23 protein-coding genes and 4 tRNA genes are annotated in these 22,255 nt (G+C 64.1%); 3 read left to right on the forward strand and 24 right to left on the reverse strand.

Going from position 1 to position 22,255, the window contains the following annotated elements; all coding sequences use genetic code 11:
- Positions 1–26 precede the first annotated feature (26 nt).
- The 19 genes from D106_RS0109490 to D106_RS0109580 all read right to left on the reverse strand — a co-directional run bounded on the left by D106_RS0109490 (position 27) and on the right by D106_RS0109580 (position 17,063).
- Positions 27–1,070: a lipoate--protein ligase family protein gene (locus tag D106_RS0109490; protein WP_018867539.1), complete on the reverse strand. Its 1,044-nt coding sequence runs from the start codon at positions 1,068–1,070 to the stop codon at positions 27–29.
- A 3-nt stretch (positions 1,071–1,073) separates the two neighbouring features.
- Entirely contained in the window at positions 1,074–1,502 is a 429-nt protein-coding gene (locus D106_RS0109495; protein WP_018867540.1) for a hypothetical protein, read from the reverse strand.
- A gap of 154 nt (positions 1,503–1,656) precedes the next feature.
- Positions 1,657–2,610, reverse strand: coding sequence for a hypothetical protein (locus D106_RS0109500; RefSeq protein WP_018879889.1), 954 nt, complete (start codon positions 2,608–2,610; stop codon positions 1,657–1,659).
- Positions 2,611–2,814: 204 nt separating this feature from the next.
- Entirely contained in the window at positions 2,815–4,080 is a 1,266-nt protein-coding gene (locus D106_RS0109505) for an OmpP1/FadL family transporter (RefSeq protein ID WP_018879890.1), read from the reverse strand.
- Between the two features lie 284 nt (positions 4,081–4,364).
- On the reverse strand, positions 4,365–5,537 hold the full coding sequence (locus tag D106_RS0109510; protein ID WP_018867543.1) for a radical SAM protein: 1,173 nt from the start codon (positions 5,535–5,537) through the stop codon (positions 4,365–4,367).
- Positions 5,538–5,591: 54 nt separating this feature from the next.
- A complete protein-coding gene (locus D106_RS0109515) occupies positions 5,592–6,674 on the reverse strand; it encodes an NAD(P)/FAD-dependent oxidoreductase (protein WP_018879891.1) in 1,083 nt (360 codons plus the stop codon).
- 22 nt (positions 6,675–6,696) lie between these two features.
- Complete coding sequence (locus D106_RS0109520) at positions 6,697–7,791, reverse strand: biotin/lipoate A/B protein ligase family protein (RefSeq protein WP_018867545.1); 1,095 nt, start codon at positions 7,789–7,791, stop codon at positions 6,697–6,699.
- The gene (locus tag D106_RS0109525; protein WP_018877058.1) at positions 7,784–8,965 is read right to left on the reverse strand and encodes a radical SAM protein; all 1,182 of its coding nucleotides are present in this window, start codon (positions 8,963–8,965) and stop codon (positions 7,784–7,786) included. The genes D106_RS0109520 and D106_RS0109525 overlap by 8 nt, the downstream gene beginning before the upstream one ends.
- A 106-nt stretch (positions 8,966–9,071) precedes the next feature.
- The gene (locus D106_RS0109530; protein WP_081620074.1) at positions 9,072–9,509 is read right to left on the reverse strand and encodes a glycine cleavage system protein H; all 438 of its coding nucleotides are present in this window, start codon (positions 9,507–9,509) and stop codon (positions 9,072–9,074) included.
- Positions 9,510–9,545: 36 nt separating this feature from the next.
- Positions 9,546–9,953, reverse strand: coding sequence for a DsrE family protein (locus D106_RS0109535; RefSeq protein WP_026279299.1), 408 nt, complete (start codon positions 9,951–9,953; stop codon positions 9,546–9,548).
- A gap of 8 nt (positions 9,954–9,961) precedes the next feature.
- Positions 9,962–10,408: a glycine cleavage system protein H gene (locus tag D106_RS0109540; protein WP_018867548.1), complete on the reverse strand. Its 447-nt coding sequence runs from the start codon at positions 10,406–10,408 to the stop codon at positions 9,962–9,964.
- Positions 10,409–10,518: 110 nt separating this feature from the next.
- The gene (locus D106_RS0109545; RefSeq protein WP_018867549.1) at positions 10,519–11,430 is read right to left on the reverse strand and encodes a CoB--CoM heterodisulfide reductase iron-sulfur subunit B family protein; all 912 of its coding nucleotides are present in this window, start codon (positions 11,428–11,430) and stop codon (positions 10,519–10,521) included.
- Positions 11,423–12,139, reverse strand: coding sequence for a 4Fe-4S dicluster domain-containing protein (locus D106_RS0109550; RefSeq protein ID WP_018867550.1), 717 nt, complete (start codon positions 12,137–12,139; stop codon positions 11,423–11,425). Before D106_RS0109550 ends, D106_RS0109545 begins: the two co-directional genes overlap by 8 nt.
- A gap of 49 nt (positions 12,140–12,188) precedes the next feature.
- Positions 12,189–13,061: a hypothetical protein gene (locus D106_RS0109555; protein ID WP_018879893.1), complete on the reverse strand. Its 873-nt coding sequence runs from the start codon at positions 13,059–13,061 to the stop codon at positions 12,189–12,191.
- Complete coding sequence (locus D106_RS0109560) at positions 13,000–14,028, reverse strand: FAD-dependent oxidoreductase (protein ID WP_018877060.1); 1,029 nt, start codon at positions 14,026–14,028, stop codon at positions 13,000–13,002. The genes D106_RS0109555 and D106_RS0109560 overlap by 62 nt, the downstream gene beginning before the upstream one ends.
- A 23-nt stretch (positions 14,029–14,051) precedes the next feature.
- Positions 14,052–15,458 carry a heterodisulfide reductase-related iron-sulfur binding cluster gene (locus D106_RS0109565; protein WP_018867553.1) on the reverse strand — a complete coding sequence of 469 codons (1,407 nt, stop codon included), beginning with the start codon at positions 15,456–15,458 and terminating at the stop codon, positions 14,052–14,054.
- A 43-nt stretch (positions 15,459–15,501) separates the two neighbouring features.
- Positions 15,502–16,176, reverse strand: coding sequence for a 4Fe-4S dicluster domain-containing protein (locus D106_RS0109570; protein WP_017941141.1), 675 nt, complete (start codon positions 16,174–16,176; stop codon positions 15,502–15,504).
- Positions 16,177–16,365: 189 nt separating this feature from the next.
- Positions 16,366–16,596, reverse strand: coding sequence for a sulfurtransferase TusA family protein (locus tag D106_RS0109575; RefSeq protein ID WP_017941140.1), 231 nt, complete (start codon positions 16,594–16,596; stop codon positions 16,366–16,368).
- Between the two features lie 137 nt (positions 16,597–16,733).
- Positions 16,734–17,063 (reverse strand): rhodanese-like domain-containing protein, encoded by a 330-nt coding sequence (locus D106_RS0109580; protein WP_018867554.1) that lies wholly within the window; start codon positions 17,061–17,063, stop codon positions 16,734–16,736.
- A gap of 199 nt (positions 17,064–17,262) precedes the next feature.
- Here D106_RS0109580 and D106_RS0109585 point away from each other — a divergent pair, with 199 nt between their 5' ends.
- The 3 genes from D106_RS0109585 to soxB all read left to right on the forward strand — a co-directional run bounded on the left by D106_RS0109585 (position 17,263) and on the right by soxB (position 21,017).
- On the forward strand, positions 17,263–17,616 hold the full coding sequence (locus tag D106_RS0109585; protein ID WP_018867555.1) for a hypothetical protein: 354 nt from the start codon (positions 17,263–17,265) through the stop codon (positions 17,614–17,616).
- A 76-nt stretch (positions 17,617–17,692) separates the two neighbouring features.
- Entirely contained in the window at positions 17,693–19,114 is a 1,422-nt protein-coding gene (locus D106_RS0109590; protein WP_026280638.1) for a M48 family metalloprotease, read from the forward strand.
- Between the two features lie 94 nt (positions 19,115–19,208).
- On the forward strand, positions 19,209–21,017 hold the full coding sequence (soxB, locus tag D106_RS0109595) for a thiosulfohydrolase SoxB (RefSeq protein WP_018877062.1): 1,809 nt from the start codon (positions 19,209–19,211) through the stop codon (positions 21,015–21,017).
- A 142-nt stretch (positions 21,018–21,159) separates the two neighbouring features.
- Here the strand turns inward: soxB and D106_RS0109600 are convergent, their stop codons facing one another.
- The 5 genes from D106_RS0109600 to D106_RS0109620 form a co-directional block, all read right to left on the reverse strand.
- A complete protein-coding gene (locus D106_RS0109600; RefSeq protein ID WP_018877063.1) occupies positions 21,160–21,591 on the reverse strand; it encodes an RT0821/Lpp0805 family surface protein in 432 nt (143 codons plus the stop codon).
- Positions 21,592–21,787: 196 nt separating this feature from the next.
- Positions 21,788–21,863, reverse strand: a tRNA-Lys gene (locus D106_RS0109605).
- 16 nt (positions 21,864–21,879) lie between these two features.
- Positions 21,880–21,955: transfer RNA gene (locus D106_RS0109610), tRNA-His, on the reverse strand.
- Positions 21,956–21,995: 40 nt separating this feature from the next.
- Positions 21,996–22,072: transfer RNA gene (locus D106_RS0109615), tRNA-Arg, on the reverse strand.
- A 67-nt stretch (positions 22,073–22,139) separates the two neighbouring features.
- Positions 22,140–22,216, reverse strand: a tRNA-Pro gene (locus D106_RS0109620).
- Positions 22,217–22,255 lie beyond the last annotated feature (39 nt).

Below are 22,255 nucleotides of genomic sequence, written 5' to 3' on the forward strand. Positions count from 1 at the left end.
GGGAGGGGGCTCGGGACCGGGGCCTGTCAGGCCGCTGCGATTCCGCGATAAAGCCCGTCGATGCGGGCACTGATCTCGTCCACCATGCGGGCATCGAGCTGGCCGTTCAGGCGCGAGCGTACGCGCAGGCGTTCCGGCGATTCACCGACCAGACGCTCCTCCAGGATGGCGGTGGTGGCCGCATCCTCGCACCAGATCCGCGCGATATGCGATCCCTCCACGTGCAGGCGCAGGCGCCCGCAGGCCCCGCGGGTCTCGAACACGTGATTGTCGCGGTTCACGCGGATGCCATCGCGCACCGACGGCGATCCCTGCCCGTCGGCGAGGTCCGTCAGTTCCTCGCGCCCCAGCGCCAGCCACTGATCGAGGGTCGCCCGGTCCGGCTCGATCCGGCGTGCCGGAATGCCGAAACGGCGTTCCAAGACACCCTGGAGGGCCGCCTCGACCTGCGCGGGCGCGGGGACCTGCGGACACTGGCGGGCGCAGTCGGTCATGCCCGTCTCCAGCGCCGGGCGCAACCAGTCACGGTAGCCCTCGCTGGGGGCATACACGCAGGCGAGGAAGCGCTCGACCGGGAAATGTCGCAGGAAACTGGCGCCGAACACACAGCCCTCGTCGAGCGTTGCGGCCCCAGTCCCCATGATCTTGCGCCCCTGGACCCAGACATCCTGGCCCCGGGCCTCCACGCCCTCCAGACCGAGTGCGCGCAGCACATCCATGGCGATGCCCAGTCCCACGGCGAAGAGGTGGCGATGCCCACGGGCCAGCACCTGGCGCGGCTGGATCAGGAAGAAACAGGCCTGGTCGGCGTCCACCCAGACCGAGCCACCGCCCAGTGGACGCCGCACGACCGGCACACCCTGTTCGGCGCAGGCGGCCAGATCCAGGTCGGATTCCGCGTCCTGGCTGGCCCCGATCGAGATATGCGGCTCGTGCGCGTGCACCCACAGGATACGCGGGGGCGCATCCGGCGCGGTGGAGGCCGCAAGACCGGTATACAGCGCGTGGAGTTCTTCGGCGGATCGGGCCCCGGCGTCGATCCACTCCGGGGTTACCGTGGATGCGACCAAGTGTCAGCCCTCGGGCTTGTCCTGTCCGGCACTGGAGTCGTCTGCCTTGTCCTCCTGGCCGGGCTGGTAGAAATAGCGGAAATAGAAGTCACTGCGGGAGAGATCCTCGTACAGCTTGGCGCGCTCCTCGACCCCGCTGCGCATGATCTCGACCATGGCCATCGCCTGCTCGCCATCGATGATGTGGATGCCGCCGGTCAGTTCCTGGTCGGTATCGAGGAAATGCGCGGCCAGCTCTTCCGGCTCCTGGATATATACCAGGAAGGACTTGCAGTCCGGGTCTTCCAGATCGAGCGGCTGCATCACGATCTTGCCCAGCCAGGCCAGGCGCGCCACCTGGTTGAACTGGTGGATATCGAGCTTCTTGCCCTTCTTGTACTTGTTGAGTTCGTTGCGGATCTCGCCAATGTTGGCGATCTTCATCGATTTCATGGATGTGCGTCCTGCCGCGAGTGTTGCGGGAGCATAAAACAAGTGCATGTCCGGATCGTAAAAAAACCCCGGCGGACCGGGGTTCTTGAGTGGGCTACGCGGGAATTCCGCGCACCCTTGCGCCGTTCCATGGCGCAGGCGGTCTCCAGCGGTCTTACCACTCGAAGCCGGTATCCTCTTCTTCGTAACCCGCGACTTCCTTCAGGGTCTCTTCCAGCGCACCGGGCGAGCTGCGCAGCCGCATGAAGCTGTTGTCACCCAGCATGCGCAGATCCGGGAAGTGCAGGGCCTTGCGGAAACGCATGTGCAGGGCCTCGACCTCGCCGCCGCGGACCAGGATCTCGATCGGCACTGTCGCGGTATGGCGGAACTCGCCCACGTCCACGATGCCCAGCTGGTGCAGATCGGCCGAGTCCTGGGCCGCCCCGTCGGACTCGCGCACGGCCACACCGATCACGGTCACGTCCTGGCCCGGGATATCCACCCGGTAGATCTCGCTGACCCCCGCGACCCGGTTGCCCAGGTTGCTGTCCAGCTCGCTCAACGCGCTCCTCCGGTTGCCATGGCTGGCCAGCTCGTAGGGCGCATCGAAGCGCTCCATGCCGAAGGTGTAGCGATAGCGATTCAGGTCGCGCTCGCTCATGCCGTCCTCGGACCCGAAGTCGCGCTCCGCTCCGAGGGTACTGGCCAGCCGGTCGCTGACGCCGGATACCGGCGCATCCAGACGGTAGGCATGACGGAAATACTCCAGGTTGTTGTAACTCACCTGCAGTTCGCCATCGACGGCCGTCACGGACACACGGATCGGGGCGATGTAGCCACCGCGTGCCTCGGAGCCGGCCACCGCCAGCAGATCATCGTGGGTCACCACGACCACATGCCGGTCGTCACTGACCGGATATTCGCCCAGGAACCGGAAGTCGGCCCCCTCCAGGCGTTCCCGCACACTGGCGGCCTCGGCGGAGACATCCGTCCCCGATTCGGTGTAAGCCAGCACGAACGGACGGTAATTGTCCGCCGCCACGGTCTGGCTCGCCGCGAACAGCGCAACCGCCGCGACCATGCCGACGGCGCGGACAGTCCCGCGCAAGGCGTGGATTGCTCGCATGGCATCCTCCTTTGAATTCTCTAATAAGTTCGAGCGGAACGCTCGACAGGAAGAAGGGCCCGGGACGCACCCCCAGTACGTCACGGACCTCGGCATCACCCGCCTGCCCTGGCGGACCCGGCCTTCCCCTCAAGGCCGGTGCGCCCTCCCGGGCACACGACACCGAAGTCCGCGGCGGTCAGGCGACCGCCCCGGACCTCCCGATCAGAACCGGTACGCGTACCCGATCTCGAGCTCGTACTGCTCCATCTCGATCTTCACGTCGGTCCCCGGCTGCATCATGTGTGCTCCGGATACGCTATTGCTCGGAGCATACATGGCGGCGAAGTTCAGCTCATGCTGACCGAAAGCCTTGGTGAATCCGGCGGTGAAGTGGTCTTCCATCACGGCCGGCGCCAGGATATTGAGCGTTACGTCACGAGCGTGGATCGGATTCTGCCCTCGGTTGTAGCCCACACGCCAGGTCCAGTCATTGGCCGTCTCGAACTGGGCACCAATCTTGAATACGCCAATGTCTCGCCAGCCGAAGCCGGGCCCGCCTTCCGCGCCGAAAGGCATACCGGTCATGCTCGGATTGGAAATCGAATCAATCTCGGAATAGTTGATGCGCGTGTAGTCTGCGGAAACCGTGATACTCGGGGTTACCTCAACGGCGATGCCCAGACCGAGGGTCGATGGGATATCAAAGCTCCCGCCGTCTGCGAAGAGCCCACTGTAGTCATCAAATTCACTGTTTCGGATTTTGGTGCGATAACTACCACCGAGGGTCACGGTCTCCGCCAGTTCAGCCTGGAAACCAATCTGGGCTCCGTACCCCCAAGTGGTATCGGTTCCATTGTTCGTGAGGTTCTCGGGGTCACTGCTCATCCCCTGGAACGCCCCCAGGCCCTTCGCACTGAATCGCTGGTAACTGATGATCGGACTGAAGCCCACGCTGAATCCGCCGTTAGCCGATCGCTGAGCGTAGGTCGGGATAATCGCCAACTGCTCGAGGTCCACACCAGCCGGTCCTCCACAGAAGATCCCGCCACCCCCTTGATCGCAGGTCGGGTCACCGGTCATGTAGCCGGGGTAATCGGTGTTCATGCCGCCATTACCCAGCAGGGCAATACCCCAGGAGCGGTTCTCATCGATCTGTTGCACGTACCCGAACGAGGGAATGAAGAAATCTTCACTGCCGGAGTCGACGGTCATGGACCCCATCTGATTCTCGAAGGTCACCGAACGTTCGGGACGGAAATAGGCGAGGGAGCCGTCGATGCGGGTTTCCATGCCGGCGATGCCGGCGGGGTTGATGCCCGGGGCATAGGCGTCCTGGGAGATCGCCATCCCGACGCCCCCCATGCCCTTGGCCTTGGTGCCGTAGCCGTGGGCGAAGTAGCCGTTGGTGGCGTGCGCGACGCCGGCGGAGCCCATGGCCAGGCCGACCGCGATCGTCACCAGGCTGCGGCGAATGATGCGTGCTTCCATTTTGTATCTCCTTTGGTGGTCTTCTTGTTGTGTTGTGCGAACACCCCGGTTACGCGCGGCCCCCTTGTAATGCCGCCGGTCCGGTCTTGGTGGTGTCCCCACGGCCCGCGCCACGGTGACCGACCGTGTCGCGAGTTTTTCGGCAGGTCTGTTCAAGGGCACTCTTCGGAATGGCCTTGATAACCCTGCTCGAAACCTGAATATTCAAAAAGTCTTATTGATCCCCTGACGTGCGAAAGCCCCGGGGATGCCGGGGCTTTCGCTGGATACTACCACTATCGTTTTCAGGCTGTCTTCTCGTCTTCCGCCTCGTCGGCGTCGAAGTCGAAGGTGCCGACGTCTTCCCCGGCCATCTGCCGCTTGACGAACCCGACGTCGCTGCTGTTCAGCGCGAACGGGAACGACAGGATGTCCGTCGGGCTGGAATCGCCATATGGACGGTTACAGGCCGAGACCTCCTCGTCCGACTTGCCGGGGCAGCCGGAGGTCTGGAACGGCTTGCCGGAGGCGATCAGTTCCTCGACCTCGGACTGCGGCAGACCGAAGTCCACCACCTGGCCGTCGGCGTTGAACTTCATGTCGTCGATGCGGCCACCGGCGTAGTCGATGACGAAGCGGCCCAGCTGCACGCGGCGCCACTGGTCACGCGGGACCGGGTTCCAGTCTTCCATCAGCGAGCCCTCTTCCGGGAAGAAGGCAAACATGTGGTTATGACCGCCCAGGTCGCGGATGCGCTGGCAGACCTGCAGGATCTCTTCCTCGGTCTCGCCCATGCCGCAGATCAGGTGCGCGCCGAACTTCTCCGGGCCGAAGATCTCGGCGGCCCACTCGATGGACTGCCAGTACTTGTCCCAGGTATGCGGGCTCTCCACCGACTTGCCACGGGTGCGCTCGAAGATCTCCGGGGTCACCGCGTCCAGCGCGACGGTGAAGATGTCCGCGCCCTTGTCGCGCAGGAGCTGGAGGTCTTCATAGCTCATGGTGGTCGGGTTCGACAGGATCGACACCGGGATATGGTTGACCTCGGCGACCCAGCGCTCCAGCAGCTCGACGGTGTCGGCATCGGAGTTCGGATGCGTGATCATGGAGATGCACATGCGCTCGAACTGACCGGCGTCGGCATGATTCTTCACGCGCTCGATCACCTCGTCGTACTTGGCGGTCGGCCAGTCGACGCGGATGAAGTTGCGATCGGCGTAGTCCCGCGATTCCTCGCGGTGGCGGGCCAGGCCGCAGTAGGAGCAGTTGGCGCGGCAGCCTTCCGGATAGGTCACCAGGAGGTTCAGGCAGTGCGTGCAGGACGTGCGATGCATGGTGCCCGGCACCAGGCCCAGCGTGATCGCGGCCGCGGTGGACATCTGCACGTACTCCGGCGAACGCATGTCCGGGGTCTTGATGTGATAGTCGGGCCGGTAAAAGTTGATCGGCGCGACCATCTCCTCTGCACTTGCACTCATGGGGTTCCTCCAGCGTTGTCTCGGGGATGCCAGGCATCCGTCGACCGGGTCCGATTACGCGGCCCGGTCACCATCGTTGAAATACTCGGAAAATGCAATCCATCCGCGGCGCTGGGTAGCGTCTTCCTGCGCCTGCGGGGTCCGCCAGTGTTCATTGAGGAAGGCGCGGCGCTCGCAGGCCCGCTCCAGCGCCGGCCCGTACTGGTCGCGCATCTCCTCGTCGTAGTCGGCTAAGGCCTCGGCATCGCCTTCCAGGTGGCCGATCGCGGCCTCGCCGGCGGCCTCGCCCGACACCACGGCGGCGGCGATGCCGGCGCCGGTGATGGGGTGGGTCAGCCCGGCGGCATCGCCGACAAACAGGACATCCCCCGCCACCAGTGACTCCCGCAGGCCGCCGACCGGGATCGCCCCGCCGGTGCGATAGCGGATCTCTTCGCCCAGCAGGCCCTGCTCCACGAGCTGGGCATGCAGCGACTCCAGCGGGGCCTTAAGGTCACCGGCGATCCGCTTGTCGGCGCCCAGACCAAGGTTGGCCCATTCCCCCTTGGGGAACAGCCACGCGTAGCCACCCGGATAATCGTCGGAGAGCCAGACATCGGTTGCGGTATAGGCCTTTTTCAGCGGCACGGTGTACTGGCGTGTCTGTACCGTTGGCAGGGCCGGCAGGCCCAGCGATTCGGCCACCGGGGAATGCGGACCGTCGGCGGCGATCAGTACGCGATACCCGACCTCCTGCTCCGCCCCCTGATGTTTCACCCGGGCGACGTGACGCTCGGCATCCACCGCCATCAACGGCGTGGAGGTGACCAGCTGCGCCCCATTCGCCTCGGCCGCGCGGATGATGGCGCGGTCGAACTCGCCGCGATCCACCATCAGGCCGGGGAAGTCGGAATGCTCGACGGTGCCGGAGGGCAGGAAGCTCTGCATGGAATCGATGCGCTGCAGCAGAACGCCCTCGGGCTTTGCATAAGCGCCCATCGGGTTGGGGATAAACTCGGCGCACTGTACCGGCTCGCCAAACGCCTTATTGCGCTCGACCGCCAGCACCGACAGCCCGGCCGCGGCACATACGCGCGCGGCGGAGGCCCCGCCGGGCCCCAGCCCCACCACCAGGACATCGACCCTGGACGGCAGCATCAGCGAAGGCTCCCGGCGCGGCTCACTGCGCGGCCGCCGAGTCGACCTCGGCCTGCGCCAGAGCCGACTGGATGGCGGCGATGAAGTCGTCGGCCGTCAGCTGCAGCATCTCCACGTCGCGTTCCGCGAAGAAGGCGCGCACGCGATCCTCCATCTCCGCCTGCGGCGTATCGCGCAGGGCGGCTTCCAGGTCCGCGATGGTCCGCGCCGGCTTGACGAAGATATCGCCGGTAATCCAGAGCTGCTTGAGGCGCTTGCGCTCGGGATCCAGCGCCGCACCCACGCGCATCAGGCCACCGTCGGACTTGAAGATGCTCTCGAACATCGGGGCATCGGTCGCCGGGCGGTTGCGCTGGTACACCCACTCCTCGGTATCGATCTCGGCCAGGGCCGCGTCGAAGGCGCGACGCTCTTCCGGCAGCAGATCGGCGGCCTCGGTGCGCACACCGAACTCCTCGGCGAAGGCACGCACGATGGCGTCCTTCACCACATCCAGGGCCGGCATCTCCTCCAGCAGCGTCGCCAGGTTCACGACCCGGTCCCGGGCGGACTCGATCGCCTTGTTCGAGAGCTTCTCGGCCGGAATGCGCAGGATGCGCAGCATGTCCTCTACATCGAATTCGATCAGCAGCGTGCCCTGATACATGATCGACTCGCCATCGAAAGCGCCGCCGGTACCGGAGATCTTGCGGCCATCGACCTCGATGTCGTTACGCGGGCGGAACTGCGCGTCCACGCCCAGCGAGCGCATGCCCGCGGCCGCCGCGTTGCAGATGCGGGCGGCGATCTGGCCCATGTCCGCCGTGCCGAGGAAGCGCTTGTCCAGGTACAGCTCCCAGCCGAGCTGCGTGGCATCGAAATAGATCGCACCGCCGCCGGTAATGCGCCGCTGGATCGCGATCCCGTGCTCCTTGCAGTACTCGGTGTTGATCTCCTGGTCGACGTTCTGGTGAAAGCCCACCAGCGCGCAGGGCTCGAACTGCAGGAAGCGCAGGGTATGCGGGGAAACGCCTTCCTGGTGACACTCCAGCAACGAGCGGTTGAAGGCCATGTTCTCGGCCGCCGGGCGCAGCCCGGTGTCCAGGACGCGCAGGGTCGTCTGATCGCGTTCAGGCATGACAGCCACCCCCGGATGCCACTTCGCCGCCTTCGGTCACGATGCGGATGCCGCCCAGGCCCTGGCGCGCCTTGCGCTCCTGTTCCCGACGGCGGGTCTCCTCCGCCACGATGGTGTCGAGGTCCAGCTCAACGCCGCTGCCGACGCCGGCGTCCTCGGCCATCACCTCGTCGCCGACCGCGATGGAACAGCAGGCCGGCGTGACCCGGACCTTCTTGCCCAGGCGCGCAGCGAGTTCCACCACACCCTCGGCCGGGTGCGCGATGCCGGACAGTCCCGCCATCACCGCGTAGCTGTCGATCTGGCTCTTGGCCTCGCCCGGCGGCCGGGCACACCCCAGCAGCAGCGACGTATCGCCCAGGCGCTCGCGCGCATCGTGGAAGAAGCGACCGACCGCGTGCACGTCCGGGGTCTCGAACGGACGGCTGGCCGGGGCGTAGAACGGCATGACCACCACCAACACCACCGCGTCGGGCAGATGGCGCGCCAGCATCTCCAGCGCGTTCCACTCGCCCAGCAGCTTGCCGTAGTGCAGGCCGATCACGATATGGGGGACCACCTTCATGTTGGTGTTCACCAGGCTCTCGAGCGTCTGCTCGAAGTCATCCACGCTGCGCCGCAGGTGGTAGACCTGCGTGATCGTGTCCTGGGCCCCGATCACGTCCATCATGGCCGCGTCGATGCCGGCCTGCTCCATGGACAACGCGATGTCGTCATCCACCAGCGCCGTGTGCATGGCAATACGGAACTCGGGGAACTCGTCCTTGATCCGGCGGATGGTGGAGTAGTACGGGTCGTACTCCACCTCGTTGCGATGGTTGGAGCCTCCGGTCAGCAGCATGCCCTGGGCCCCGGACTCGATCACACCATTCACCTGGCGCCAGAGATCCTCCGGGGTGCGGACGGGGATCATCGGCTCCAGGATCTTCGCCTTGCAGTGATCGCAGGCCAGCTTGCAGTCACCGCCGGTGATGGACATGGCCGGCCAGGCACTCTTGCCGCAATCGGCCAGTTCCGTCGACTGATAGGACTTGAACGTCGGGGTGTAGAAGTGCACCGAACCCGGGTCACCGCTGTGTCGCAGGCTGTGCTGGAGGTCATCAACCAGCGACGGATCGACAGGGACGTCCTCGAGGGGCTCGACCCGCTGGATTACATCGTTCCAGCTCGTCATGGGCGTTCTCCGGGTTCGGCGAATTTCTTGAAGGTTTTACTCGGGTATTACCGAAAAAAAGGGGCCGCCGACCTCGAGGGAACGGCGGCCCGGACCGGAACCGGGATCAGCAGCCGCCGAAACCGTCCGCTTCCATCTTGGCTTCGAAGGCCGCCAGGGCATCGGAGCCGGTCTTCAGATCGCCGACTTCGCCGTCCCAGTCTTCCGGCTTCAGCTTGATCAGCCAGCCTTCGCCGTAGGGATCTTCGTTGATCAGGCCCGGGTTCCCGGCCACCTTGTCGTTGGTCTCGGTGACTTCACCGGTGACCGGGGTCTTCGCCGGACCCACCCACTTGCCGGATTCGACGGTGGTGCAGGACTTGTCCTTCTTGACCGTCTTGCCAACCTTCTTCGGGGTGTAGGACACAATCGTGCCCGCCAGCGAACAGGCGTAGGAAGTCAGGCCGACCGTCGCGGTACCGTCGCTTTCCTTGCGCACCCAAACGTTGTTTTCAACGTTGTACATCAGATCTTCCGGAATATCACAACCCCGAACTGCACCCATGTCTTCCTCCAGGAATATTCAAATAAAGCGGGAAAATTAAAACGTTATCGTTTTATCACTGCGTAGTATCAGGTCGGCTAGTTCGCTCGCCCGATTCACTTCATCGACTTCGTCGATGAGATCCGAAGACGCGTCGATTCTATACCCCGGCAGCGCGGGCTGGCAAACGTGCAGCCGCACTCCGGCGCGCTTCGCGTCCTGAATAAAATCCTTGATCAATTTGCCGTCTTCCATGGCCCGGAGATCGTCCGCGACCCCCTTCTCCATCAGGCGCACGCCTTCCATAGTGAAGAAGATATAGACATCCACGTCCATGGACGCCATCACGGAACCGAGATAGAACGGGGTGGCACAGCGCCCCGGCGTCGACGGGCCCGAGGTCATGATGATCACGACCGTCTGCTCGTCGTTGTCCAGGTAGTAGTCGTCGTCGAGATTCGCCATGGTTTCGCTCACCGCAGCTTGCGCTGGCACTGGATGTCATCATCCTTGGCCCGCTTGCAATAGCCTTCCTCGGCCTTGTCCCCGGTCAGGAATTCCTCCAGCGCCGCCTCGACCCCGTTGGTCGGCTCGACCCGGGCGATCCAGGCATTGTACGGGTCCGAGTTCAGCAGCACCGGATTCTCCAGCACCTCGTCATTCCCCTCGACGATCTTGCAGTCGATGAAGTTCGGGATCGGGCCTGCCCACTTGCCACTCTCGATGGTCGCCACCGGCTTGCCCGGGGGGCGTCGCGTACCGGGGCGCCGGACGCGCACGTGGATGATCTTCCCCGCGATCGTCTGCGACAGGTCGGTCATCCCCACCGTCAGGGTGTCGTCGTCCTCGCGGCGCAGCCAGATCTGGAACTCGTCGTCGTAGAACAGTTCAGGGTGAAACTCGCAGCCGTTGCAATCCATGTTTCGCCTCGTTCCCGGGACCGAGCGGACCCGTGCCTCCACAAAAAACGGGCGCCAGGCGCCCGTCTTCTGAACTCGTCAATGGGCCATGCTGGGCATGGATCGGGGGATCAGATGACCCCCTTCTCCTTCAGCAGACCGATCGAGTCACTCACGTTTTCGTGAATGCCCAGCTTGCGCGGGGACAGGCCCATGGCCAGACCCAGCAGCTGGGTGAAGTACAGCACCTTCACGTCGGTCTTGATCCCGAACTCGGTCTCGGCGCGCACCTGATGCATCTCCAGGCCGGAGTGGCAGGTCGGGCACTCGGTCGCGATCACTTCCGCGCCGGAGTCCTCAGCCGACTGCAGCAGGTTCAGCACCAGCTGGGTCGAGGTGTCGGAATCCGACAGCGTATGCGCCCCGCCGCAGCAGGACGTCTTCAGCGGATACTCCACGTTCACCGCACCGGCGGCACCCAGCAGGTCGTCCATGAAGTGCGGCTGGTAGCTGGAGTCGGAACCCGGGCCGTTGTCCTTCTCGGGGAAGATCTGGCGCGGCCGGGTATACATGCAGCCGTAGTAGTTGGCGACCTTGATGCCGTTCAGGCTCTTGGTCATCTTCTGCTTGATCCCCTCGGGACCCAGCTCTTCCATCAGCCACTCGAGCAAGTGCAGCGTGCGCACGTCGCCGCTGTAGACCGGGTCGTCCGACTTGCGCGCCAGATCCTGGACGGTATTCATCGCGTCCTCGGAGGTGGCGGTCTCATACTCGGCCTTCTTCAGGTTGTGGTAGCAGCCGTTGCACGGCGCCATCACGGTGTCCATGCCCATCTGCTCGGAGGCGATCGCCATGTTCCGCGCGGACAGGTAGGTCTGCAGCATGGGATGGACGTTCTTCACCTCCATCGCGCCACAGCAGTTCCAGTCCCGCAGGTTCTCCATCTCGAGACCCAGCGCCTTGACCAGCACGCGGGTGGAGCGGTCGTACGGCCCACCGGAGCCCTCGAGCGCGCAACCCGGATAGTAAGCAACCTTAGCCATGAGCGGCCTCCTTCTGTTCGCGCACGTAATTCTTCAGCACGTCCCCGGTCTTGCCCCAGGACTTCGTGCGCGGCGTATGAATCGTGTTGAAGCCCATCGCCATCAGATGCTTCACCGGCAGGTGCTTCATCATGCGGAAGATGAACACCTTCAGCCATTCCTGCACCAGCGGCTGGCCGGTCTTCTTGAAGAAGTTCTGCATGACCTTGCCGTCTTCGATGCGGCCGGTCTTGTAGATCTGGTCGGCGAACTCTTCGTCGAAGTGCGTGGACGGGGCCTTCTCGGTGATCCCTTCCTCTTCCATCCAGTGCGCCAGGGCCTTCATCACACCTTCAGGCTTCACGTCCTTCGGGCAGATGTTCGTGCACTTGTTGCACGAGACGCACTGCCAGATGATGTCCTTGTCCTTGACCAGCTCTTCCTTCATGCCCAGGCGGGTCAGGTAGATCCAGTAGCGCGGATTGAACTGCACGTTCTGCGCGTACATCGTGCAGGAGTTCGTGCACGACCCGCACTGCCAGCAGCGGTGGACGTTTTCGCCACCCGCGAAGCTCTGGATCTTCGATTCGAAATCGTCGTCGTAATCGCGCACCGTGCGCGGGGCGATCATGGTGTTCCAGTGGCCGGACACATCCACCCCGTCGACCACCAGCTCATCGTGCTGCTGGAGGCGCTCGTCCTCGATCAGTGCCTTTTCATGTATTGCCATGACGTCTCTCCGAAAACCTGTGTAGCCAGGCTCAAGTTCGTTCCGTTATTCAATGCAGCGACGCATCGCTTCCTTTCAGGCGACCTTCCGGGGAGTCGATCCCCAGCATCTTGACAGCCAGTTCCAGCGGATCCTGCTTGGTACCGAACTGGTTGTCGATCATCCCCAGACTCATCGACAGCGACCGGGCATAGTCCGAATAGGCCTGCACCCAGACCAGGTCCGTCACGAACGGCAGGTCCCGATAGAAGCCTTCCTCGGCCAGCGCATCGAAAAACCAGCGCCGCGCCCCCTCGATCGCCCCGACCGAATCCCCGATGGGGATCGAGCGGAGGGTGTCATTGCCGCGGATAAACTCCCGCAGCGCACCCGTCGTGGTCGACGTATCCCAGACCCAGCGACACGCCAGCGGCATGGCCTCGGGGTCCGCGAAGTGCAGGATCTCGGCACCGAAGTCCCAGATCGCTCGCCGCAGCTTCTTGTCGTCGGCCGCCAAGTCCGCGAACCCGGCGAGGCGCTCGTTGACCTCGACATCCGGCCGGACCAGCGCCCGAACCCCGTCGACCAGCGCACCCTGTCGTTCGGCCATCAACGAGCCCAGCTTGCGCCGGACCGAGAACACCAGACCGCCAAGGGCCCGGACATCTTCGGCATCGATCTCGTCGCCCTTGGCCACGATCGCGGCAAACACCTCGTGCTTCGACCGCAGGGCCTCGATGAAGGTCTCCAGTCCGTCGACCCCGCCGGCCTCGGCGATGGCCTCGTTCAGACTGTTCAGCTTCGTCGCAAGGATCTCCTTGTCGAAGCTGACCTCCAGCGGCTCCGGGGCAAGCCCGGAAGCCGCCGCGTCGCTAACGACCTCAGCCGGCTTTCTGAACCAGCGCATGCAGATCCGCAACCGCGCGACCACCAGCGGCGGCACCCTGGGCGATCGAGTCATCGATCGTCTCGGGACCGTAGGCCGCACCGCAGGAATAGACGCCCTTGCGGGTGGTGCCACAGGTGTTGGTGTACTGCTCGGCGCGCTCCAGGAAGCCGTGCTTCTCGAGCCCGACACCGAAGACCTGCGAGATCTCGGGATTGTCGGCGTTCGGGTCCATGCCGATCGCGTGCACCACGATGTCGAACGGGATGACGATCGGACGCTTGACCAGGGTGTCTTCGCCCTTGACCAGCAGGCGGCCATCACCAGAGGCCGTCACTTCGGCGATACGCGCCTTGACGAACTTGGTTTTGAACTCTTCCTGGGACTTCCAGTAGAACTTATCTTCGTACAGGCCGAAGGTCCGGATGTCCATGTAGTAGATGAACACGTCGGTTTCCGGCGAGATCTCCTTGATCTCCATCGCCAGGTTGGCGGACACGGTGCAGCAGATCTTGGAGCACCACTCGCGGCCGATCTGGCGGTCACGGGAACCCACGCACAGCAGGATGCAGACCCGCTCGGGCACACGGCCGTCGGACGGGCAGGCGATCTTGCCGCTGGCGACCATCTGCTCCATCTGGGTGGTGGTCAGGACGTCTTCGTACGTCCCGAAGCCCCACTCCGGCTTGTTGATGGAATCAAAATGGGTGAAGCCGGTGGCGAGCACCACGGCGCCGGCCTGGACCGATTCGCCATTGGTCAGGGTCGCGGTGAAGTTCCCGGCTTCGCCGTCCAGCTTCTCTACCTTGGCACCCTTGTGCACGGTGGCGTTGGAGTCATCCTCGACCCGCTTGACCATGCGGCCAATGGCGTCCTTCGCCCACTCGCCGGAGGGCACCAGCTTGGCGTAGCCCGAGAGGATCGGAGCGCCCCCAAGGACGTCTTCCTTCTCGACCATCACGGCCTTGAAGCCAGCCGAGGTGACATTCGCGGCGGCGGCCAGACCGGCCGGGCCACCACCCACTACTAGAACGGTATCTTGCTGCATCAGACCTTGCCCCCGTAAGCGAGTTCAGGATTGTAGAGGTATTCGATATTGCCGGCCTCGACCTCCTTCAGGTACTCCTGGAAGGTCTTCTTGGCCTCGGACCAGGACATGCCCATCTTCTCGACCAGGTCCTCGCAGGGCGACGCATGCCACTGCAGCTGGACGATCTTGAACGGATCCGCACCGCAGGCCAGGGCCGCGAACTGGACTTCCGCCATGATCGGGATCTGGAAGTTCTGGTTGTGGGCCTTACCGATCCACTGGTTCTTGTCCATGGTGGTGACGCAGCCGGTGTCGTTGGCCAGCATCACGTCGGCGTTGGCTTCCTCGCGGGCCACGCGGATCTTGCGATCCATCGTGAACGAGCGGGTGAACTCGCGCTCGGAGATGATGTGGCGGAAGCCGAAGCCGCAGCAGTCGTACCAGGTCGAGTAGTCGATCACCTGCGCACCCAGGGCCTGGGCGGTGGAGGTGATGATCGCGGTACGGTTGCCACCCAGCACGGACGGATCGTACACCGCGTCCTCGTGTACCATCTTGTAGTAATGGCAGGCCACGTGGGCGGTCGTGCGGATATTGGAGACGTCGATGGTCTGCAGCTCGGAGGCAATGCGGTTGCGCATCACGTGCACCCACTCGGAGTAGTGGATGATCTCTTCCGGGATGACCAGCTTGCCGTCGACCAGGCGCCCCAGCTTGCCAAGGATCTTGGTGACCTTTTCGCGCAGCTCGGCGGACTCCACCAGATACTTGCGGATCTCCTTGTAGTTACCGAAGGAGGTGCCGCAATGGACCAGCGGGTAAAAGTGACCCAGCTCATGCCCGTGCTGCTTGCCGGAGACGTAGGCCTGGTGGAAGTTGCGCAGGAAAACCGCCGCCAGCGACTCGACGTTCCCGATACCGGAACCGTGGTAGTTCCACGCGGTGCAGGAGGTCTGGTCGGTCTCGTCGAGATAGTCCTTGCCCGGCTCGAAGCCGAACTTGTTCATGAACCACAGCAGCGAGGTCGGGTAGCCCGGGATGTTGCCGCACTGGCCACAGGACTTGTGGTGCCACAGCTGCTTGGTCGGGACCTTCTTCTCCCAGCCGAACAGGGTGTTCACCGACATCGGCTCGTGCTGATCCTCGATGCGATGGATGATGATCTGGCCGTCCTTCTCGAGCTCGTACATATGCTCGCGGACGTCATCCATGCGATCACCAAGATCGATGGTGCGGCGGTCGACGTGCTTGCGCACCCAGTCGGTGGCCTTGACCGCGTCTTCCTTCGACAGATCGGTCGACTGGAAGAACGAACCGTGACCGGCAATGCCCTGGCCGTCGGTGTTGTGGTAGCCCGGCTTCATGGTGCCGGCGCCAGCGCCTTCACCATTCTGGTTGTGATTGCCTGGGGTCTGTTCACTCATAACGCTTCTCCTGATGTCTTGGATGCGGGATTCGGCGAGCGACTTATTCGTCGTCTTCCTCTTCCTGCTCCTCGAGCCAGTCTTCGTAGTCCTCGCGCTTCTCGTCGATGAAGTCTTCGATCACGTCGAAGAGGTTCTCGTCCATCAGCTCGAGGGACTTCAGGACCCCGGTCATTTCCCAGATGGTGTACATCTCGACCGAGGTCTTCAGGGACACTTCCCAGGCGGTCTCGACCGTCTGCAGCGTCTTCACCGGAATCGCCTTGCGCAGGATGCGCAGATCGCCTTCCACCTTCTGGATGTTGGGGCCCCAGTCAGGGAAGTGATCGGGCTGGATCATGTCGGGGGACAGCTGGTTACCCGTGGTGATCAGCTTGAGCATCACGCGGCCGAACGGACGGAGTACGTCCTTCGCGGACTGCATCTCGTGCTTGATGGCCACTTCGCGCATGATCGCGACCAGGCCACCGGGAGAGTTCTTGAACGGGCAGCGCGCCGCACAGGTCATGCACTGGGCGCAGGCCCAGATCTTTTCCTGCATCGCGTCGTAGATCTGCTCGACGTTCTCGGTCCAGAGCAGCTGGACGATCTCGCGTGGCGAGTAATCGTAGAACTGGGCGGACGGGCACGTGGCCGTGCAGATCCCGCAGTTCAGGCAGCCGTTGAGCTCGTGGTCGTAGCGAAAATCCCCGCGGATATCGTCGAAGATTTGCTGCATCTCAGCGTATGTCGCCATATCTCACACCTCTTCGCTTTAGGCGATGCAGGTTTCTTTGTGAACCTTGCGCAGCCAGCCTAGACCTCGTCCAGGCACCAATCCAGTTACCGCATGGCAACCGTCGTTATTCAGGATTCGGGGCGGCCAACCCTTGCGGATTGCCGCCCCGAATCAAGCGTTTGAAACGCTTCAGGCCTTCTTTACGAGGAAGTAGAACTTGCCGCCTTCTTCCTTGTGTTCCATCAGCTCGTTGCCGGTCTGCTTGGCGAAGGCCTGGAAGTCCTTCACGGCGCCCGGATCGGTGGCGATGATATGCAGAACCTGGCCGGCGTCCATCGCGGCGAGCGCCTTCTTGGCGCGCAGAATGGGCAGCGGGCAGTTCAGGCCGGAAGCATCGAGTTCTTGGTCAAAGTTGGCCATCGTTTCTCTCCTTTGAGTGCGTTTTATCAGTCGGGTACTGCAGTCCGAATCGGGCCCTGAACGCGACAGCCTCGACCGAACAGTTACCTGCCGAATTCCCCCTTATAGGCGAAACGGCATCGGAATACAACCGAATTCTAATCCGGGCTTACCACCGGCTTGCCCGTCTGTGCCCAGCCGACGATACCGCCACGCAGGCTGCTGGCGCAGTCGACACCCTGCTGGGCGAGAAAGGCACAGGCCTGCGCGGAACGCGCGCCACTCTGGCAGTAGATCACCAGCGGCGTGTCGTCGCCGGTGAACTCGTCCTTGCGCATCGGCAGGGTCGCCAGCGGGATCAGCTCGGCACCCGGAATGACCCCGCGCCCGGTCTCGCCCGGCGAGCGCACGTCGAGCAGGCGAAAGGTCTTGCCTTCGCTGCGCCACTGCTCCAGTTCGTCCGGGGTGATCTCGCTGAATCCGTACACGCTGTGCTCCGGGTCGTCTCGTCGTGGAATGCGAACTCTCGCGACTCCCGCCGGCATGCCTTCGGCGCTGACAGCGCAAGAGTGGGCGCGGAGCATAGCGAAACCGGCCGCAAATGCAAACAAGTCCGACGGCGGGCAGGTGGATGGTCGCCCGTGGCGAAAAGTTCTGCTATGGTCGCTCCCGCTTCAGGAAACGCTGATGCATACTGATCAGCTTCATTGCTTCGCGGAGGATATCCCGGTGGACAAGAGCGAATTCCAGGTGGACGGCCATTACGCCGTCACGCTGAAAGACGAAAACGGCAAGCTGCGCCCCGCCAACATCTATGTGCACGACATGCAGGACGACTACATGATCGCGCGCCGCACCTCCGGTGGCGACGTCGGCCTGCTCTTCAAGATGGGCTACGACGACATCGTCAAGAAGGTCCGGACTCACAAGGTACTGGATCGCAAGAAGTTCATGGTGCCCGAGGCGATGCTCAAGCCGAAGCTGTGGGAAACCCGTGACAGCATGCGCACCTATTCGTCGGCCCCGGGGCTTGGCAAGTAACTACGCCTCCCGGCATTGCCGCAATGCAGGGCCGGCGCCCGCCGGCCCTCGCGGCCTGCTGTTTATTGCTCATTTCCTGCTCGCCGCGCTGCTGGCGCTGGCACTACTGGCGGCCCCGCCCGCCCACTCCAGCGGGGTCTCCCTCCCTGATCTCGGCGAGGCCTCCGGCGGCGTCCTGACCCCCGCCGAAGAACGCGAGCTCGGTCGCTCGCTGCTGCGCGAGATCCGCCGCACCGCCCCGCTGGTCACCGACCCCGAGGTCGTGTTCTACGTGGACTCGCTCGGGCGCCAGCTCCTGGCCAACGCCCCCAGCGCCGACGGCCCCTTCTACTTCCTGACCGTAGACAACGGCCAGGTCAACGCCTTTGCGATGCCCGGGGGCATCATCGGCATTCACGCCGGACTGATCCTCGAGGTCCGCGATGAAGCCGAACTGGCGGCGGTCATGGCACACGAGATCGCCCATGTGACCCAGCGTCACCTGGCGCGCATGTTCGCGCGCGGGCGCGACATCAACTTCACCACCGGCCTGGCGATCCTGGCGGGCATCCTCGCCTCCGCGGTCGACCCGACGCTGGGCTCGGCGGTCATCACCGGCGGCGTGGCCGGCGGCATCCAGCAGCAGATCAACTTCACCCGCGCGAACGAGGCCGAGGCCGACCGCGCCGGCATGCAGATCCTGCAGGGCACCGGGTTCGACCCGCACGCGATGGCGGATTTCTTCGAGCGGTTGCAGGAGCTCTCGCGCGGGGTCGGCGACCAGGTACCGGAATACCTGCGCACCCACCCGGTAACCCTCGACCGCATCACCGATGCCCGCAACCGGGCCAGCCAGATGGCCGCGACCGAAACCCGCGCCCGCGGGCCCGAATTCGAATGGATGCAGGCCCGCGTGCAGGCCCTGAAAGACCCGCGCCGCACCCTGGAGCGCTTTCGCGCGACGGACGCCCCATCCCCCGCGCGGCGCTATGGCGCAGCCGTGGCCTATCTCGAGCGCGGAGAGGCCTCCCGCGCGCGCGAACAACTGGAACGGCTCGATGCCGCCGATGCCCCCGGGCTGACCCTCGAGCTGGCGTTCACCGCCCTGCTGCGCGAGGAGGGCGAACATGAACAGGCCCTCGAGCGGCTGCAGGACCTGGACGCGGTGTACCCCGGCCACCCGGTGATCCGGGAACGCCTCGCCCGCGTACACCGGGATCTTGGCCAGCCCGATCGCGCGATCCGCATCCTGTCGGACATGATCCGCCAGGAGGCCGCCCCCAACCCGGAGCTGCTGCGCCTGCAGGCCGACATCGCGGACGGCGCGGGCTATGTTGCAATCAGCCGCGAAGCCATGGCCGAATACTTCTTCCACCGCGCTCAGTATGAAGAGGCGGTCCGCCAGTTCGAGGCCGCCATGGACGCCTCGGATGCGAGCGATCGGGACCGCCAGCGTATCGAGGACAAGCGTGACTCCGCCCGCGAGACCGCGCGCGAGGCCCGCGAGGGGCGGCGCTAGGGAATGCACGCCGGCAACGGATCGTCTACCTCGCGTCGCAAAATGTCTTTACTGCCATTCACCACCAACCCGGAATAGAGAGGTAGGATTCCTCATGCACATCTCACGCCGAGAATTCATGCAGTTGCTGGCCGCCGCCAGCGCCGCCGGTTTCCCCCTGGGCACCGCTGCCTGCAGCAACAACAAGGGCGGCACCGCGGGTGATCCCTACGATGCGCTGGATCGCTTCGGCAACGTGCACCTGCTGCACTACACCGACTGCCACGCCCAGCTGAAGCCGATCTACTTCCGCGAACCGAACATGAACCTCGGCGTGGCCGACATGCGCAATCGCCCGCCGCATATCGTGGGCGAGCACTTCCTCAAACACTACGACATCGAGCGCGACAGCATCTACGCGCACGCCTACACCAATCTCGACTTCATGGAAGCGGCCGAGAAATACGGTCGTGTGGGCGGCTTCGCGCACCTCAAGACCCTGGTCGACAAGCTGCGTGACTCCCGCCCGAACGCCCTCCTGCTGGATGGCGGCGATACCTGGGGCGGCGGCTCCGGCTCCGCGCTGTGGACCAACGCGCAGGACATGGTGGATGCACAGAAGCTGCTGGGCATCGACATCATGACCGGCCACTGGGAATTCACCTACGGCGCCGACCGCGTCGAAGAGGTCGTGAACGGCGACTTCGCCGACGCCGGCATCGACTTCGTGGCCCAGAACGTGCGCGACGTGGACTGGGGTGATCGGATCTTCAAGCCCTACGTGATCCGCGAGATGAATGGCGTGAACGTGGCGGTCGTAGGTCAGGCCTTCCCCTACACCCCCATCGCCAACCCGCGCTGGATGGTGGAGCAGTGGTCCTTCGGCATCCGCCCGGACGACATGCAGGAACAGGTCAACGCGGCCCGCGCGGAGGGCGCCGAGATCGTCGTCGCCCTGTCGCACAACGGCATGGACGTGGACATCAAGATGGCCGGTATGGTCGAGGGACTGGACGCCATCATGGGTGGCCACACCCACGACGCCGTGCCGCAGCCGCTGCCGGTGGAGCGCCCCGATGGCGGCACCTGCCTGGTCACCAACGCCGGCTCCAACGCCAAGTTCGTCGGCGTGCTGGACTTCGACTTCCGCGACGGCGCGATCCAGGACTGGGAATACCGCCTGGTGCCGGTGTTCGCCGAGATGCTGCCGGAACACCCGGGCATGGCCTCGTTCATCCACAACATGCGCAACAGCGAGGTCACCTGGAAGGGCGAAACCTTCAACATGGAGGAAAAGCTGTCCGAAGAACTGGCGGTCACCGACGACCTGCTTTACCGCCGCGGCAATTTCAACGGCACCTTCGACCAGCTGATCTGCGACGGCCTGATCGAATACAACGACGCCCAGATCTCCTTCTCCCCGGGCTTCCGCTGGGGCACCACGGTGCTGCCGGGCATGCCCATCACCTTCGAGCACGTGATGGACCAGACCGGCCTGACCTATCCGGAGATGACCCGCAACACCTTCACCGGGGCCCAGATCAAGGACATCCTGGAAGACGTCGCGGACAACCTCTACAACGCCGACCCCTTCTACCAGCAGGGCGGCGACATGGTGCGCGTCGGCGGCCTGAAATATGCCATCGATCCGACCGCCGAGATCGGCAACCGGATCTCCGAGATGGAACTGGACGGCCGCAAGCTGGATGCCGACAAGGAATACGTCGTCGCCGGCTGGGCCAGCGTGCAGCAGAATGTTCCGGGCGGTGTCGGGGTCGACATCTGGGATGGTGTCGCCGAATACCTGCGCAGCCTGGACGGCAACGTACGCATCAGCGACCTCAACGAACCCAAGGTCAAGGGTATCGGCGAGGACAACCTCGGTTTCGTTCCGACCACCGAGGACATGTACCGCCGCTCCTGATCGGTTGCCGGCACCCGTCCGGGCCTTGCCTGGAACGAGAAAGCCCCGCTCATGCGGGGCTTTTTTGTGGCTGCGCGGCTCTCGACAGCCGTGCTTGACCGGTTACCACCGGAACCCAAGACCGAGCGATCACGCCTGAACGTCAGACGTTCACCCAGCGCCCGCTGGCATCGCGGCAGGCCGTGCCCGTGATGGTCTCCGGATATCCGTCCATCGTTGCCTGCACCTGATACTCGCGGCAGTCCTGCCCCGAGGAACGGTAGGTGCGGGTGGGCGTGGCCTGATACTGATGCCCGGTGTTCGGATTGCGCCAGGTCGAGCTCTGCCGGTCCGGGACCGTCTCCAGCGTGCGCGACACCCGCATCCGGTCGACATCGTCCATGCTGCGCCCCACCGAACCGCCGATCGCCGCACCCGCCAGGGTGCCGGCAATAATCGCGGCGGTACGCCCGCGCCCGCCGCCGATCTGACTGCCGATCGCGCCCCCGGCGGCCCCGCCGATCAGGGCCCCGGTCTGCTGCTTGCTGATCGTCTGACATCCGGTCAGAAAGGCCACCGAACCAACCAATGCCATAATCAAAAACAATCGCCCTGCCATTTTCCACCTCCCGCCGTTTCCAACCGCCTTGATCGGACATCACGCGGTTAGCTTACGCCCGCGCATCTGAACGACAGGTGAAGGAATGGCGGACAGGAGGTGTACCCAGCAAGACACAGAAAGACGCCCGCAGCAGCCGCCAGGCACCCTGTAGGGAATAACGAAAAGGAAATGGTGGGCCGTGTAGGAATCGAACCTACAACCAATGGATTAAGAGTCCACTGCTCTACCAATTGAGCTAACGGCCCCCGGAACAAAAGGGGATGGGGTGACCGATGGGACTCGAACCCACGACAACCGGAGTCACAATCCGGGACTCTACCAACTGAGCTACGGTCACCACCGTGTCACTGTACAGCTACTTGCGCGAGGGGCGGCCCTGGCGCGCCCGGCAGGACTCGAACCTGCAACCGTCGGCTTAGAAGGCCGATGCTCTATCCGGTTGAGCTACGAGCGCGTTACCGCCGAGCATTGGGGCCATGGCGCCTGATTCGAACCTGCCTGCAAGCCTTGGCCGGGAGCCATGGTCGGGGTAGAGGGATTCGAACCCCCGACATCCTGCTCCCAAAGCAGGCGCGCTACCAGACTGCGCTATACCCCGTCGAGCCGTCCCCGCAAAAAGGGCCTACACAGCGAGCGC

Source organism: Thioalkalivibrio sp. ALE9, assembly GCF_000377445.1.
Classification (GTDB): domain Bacteria; phylum Pseudomonadota; class Gammaproteobacteria; order Ectothiorhodospirales; family Ectothiorhodospiraceae; genus Thioalkalivibrio.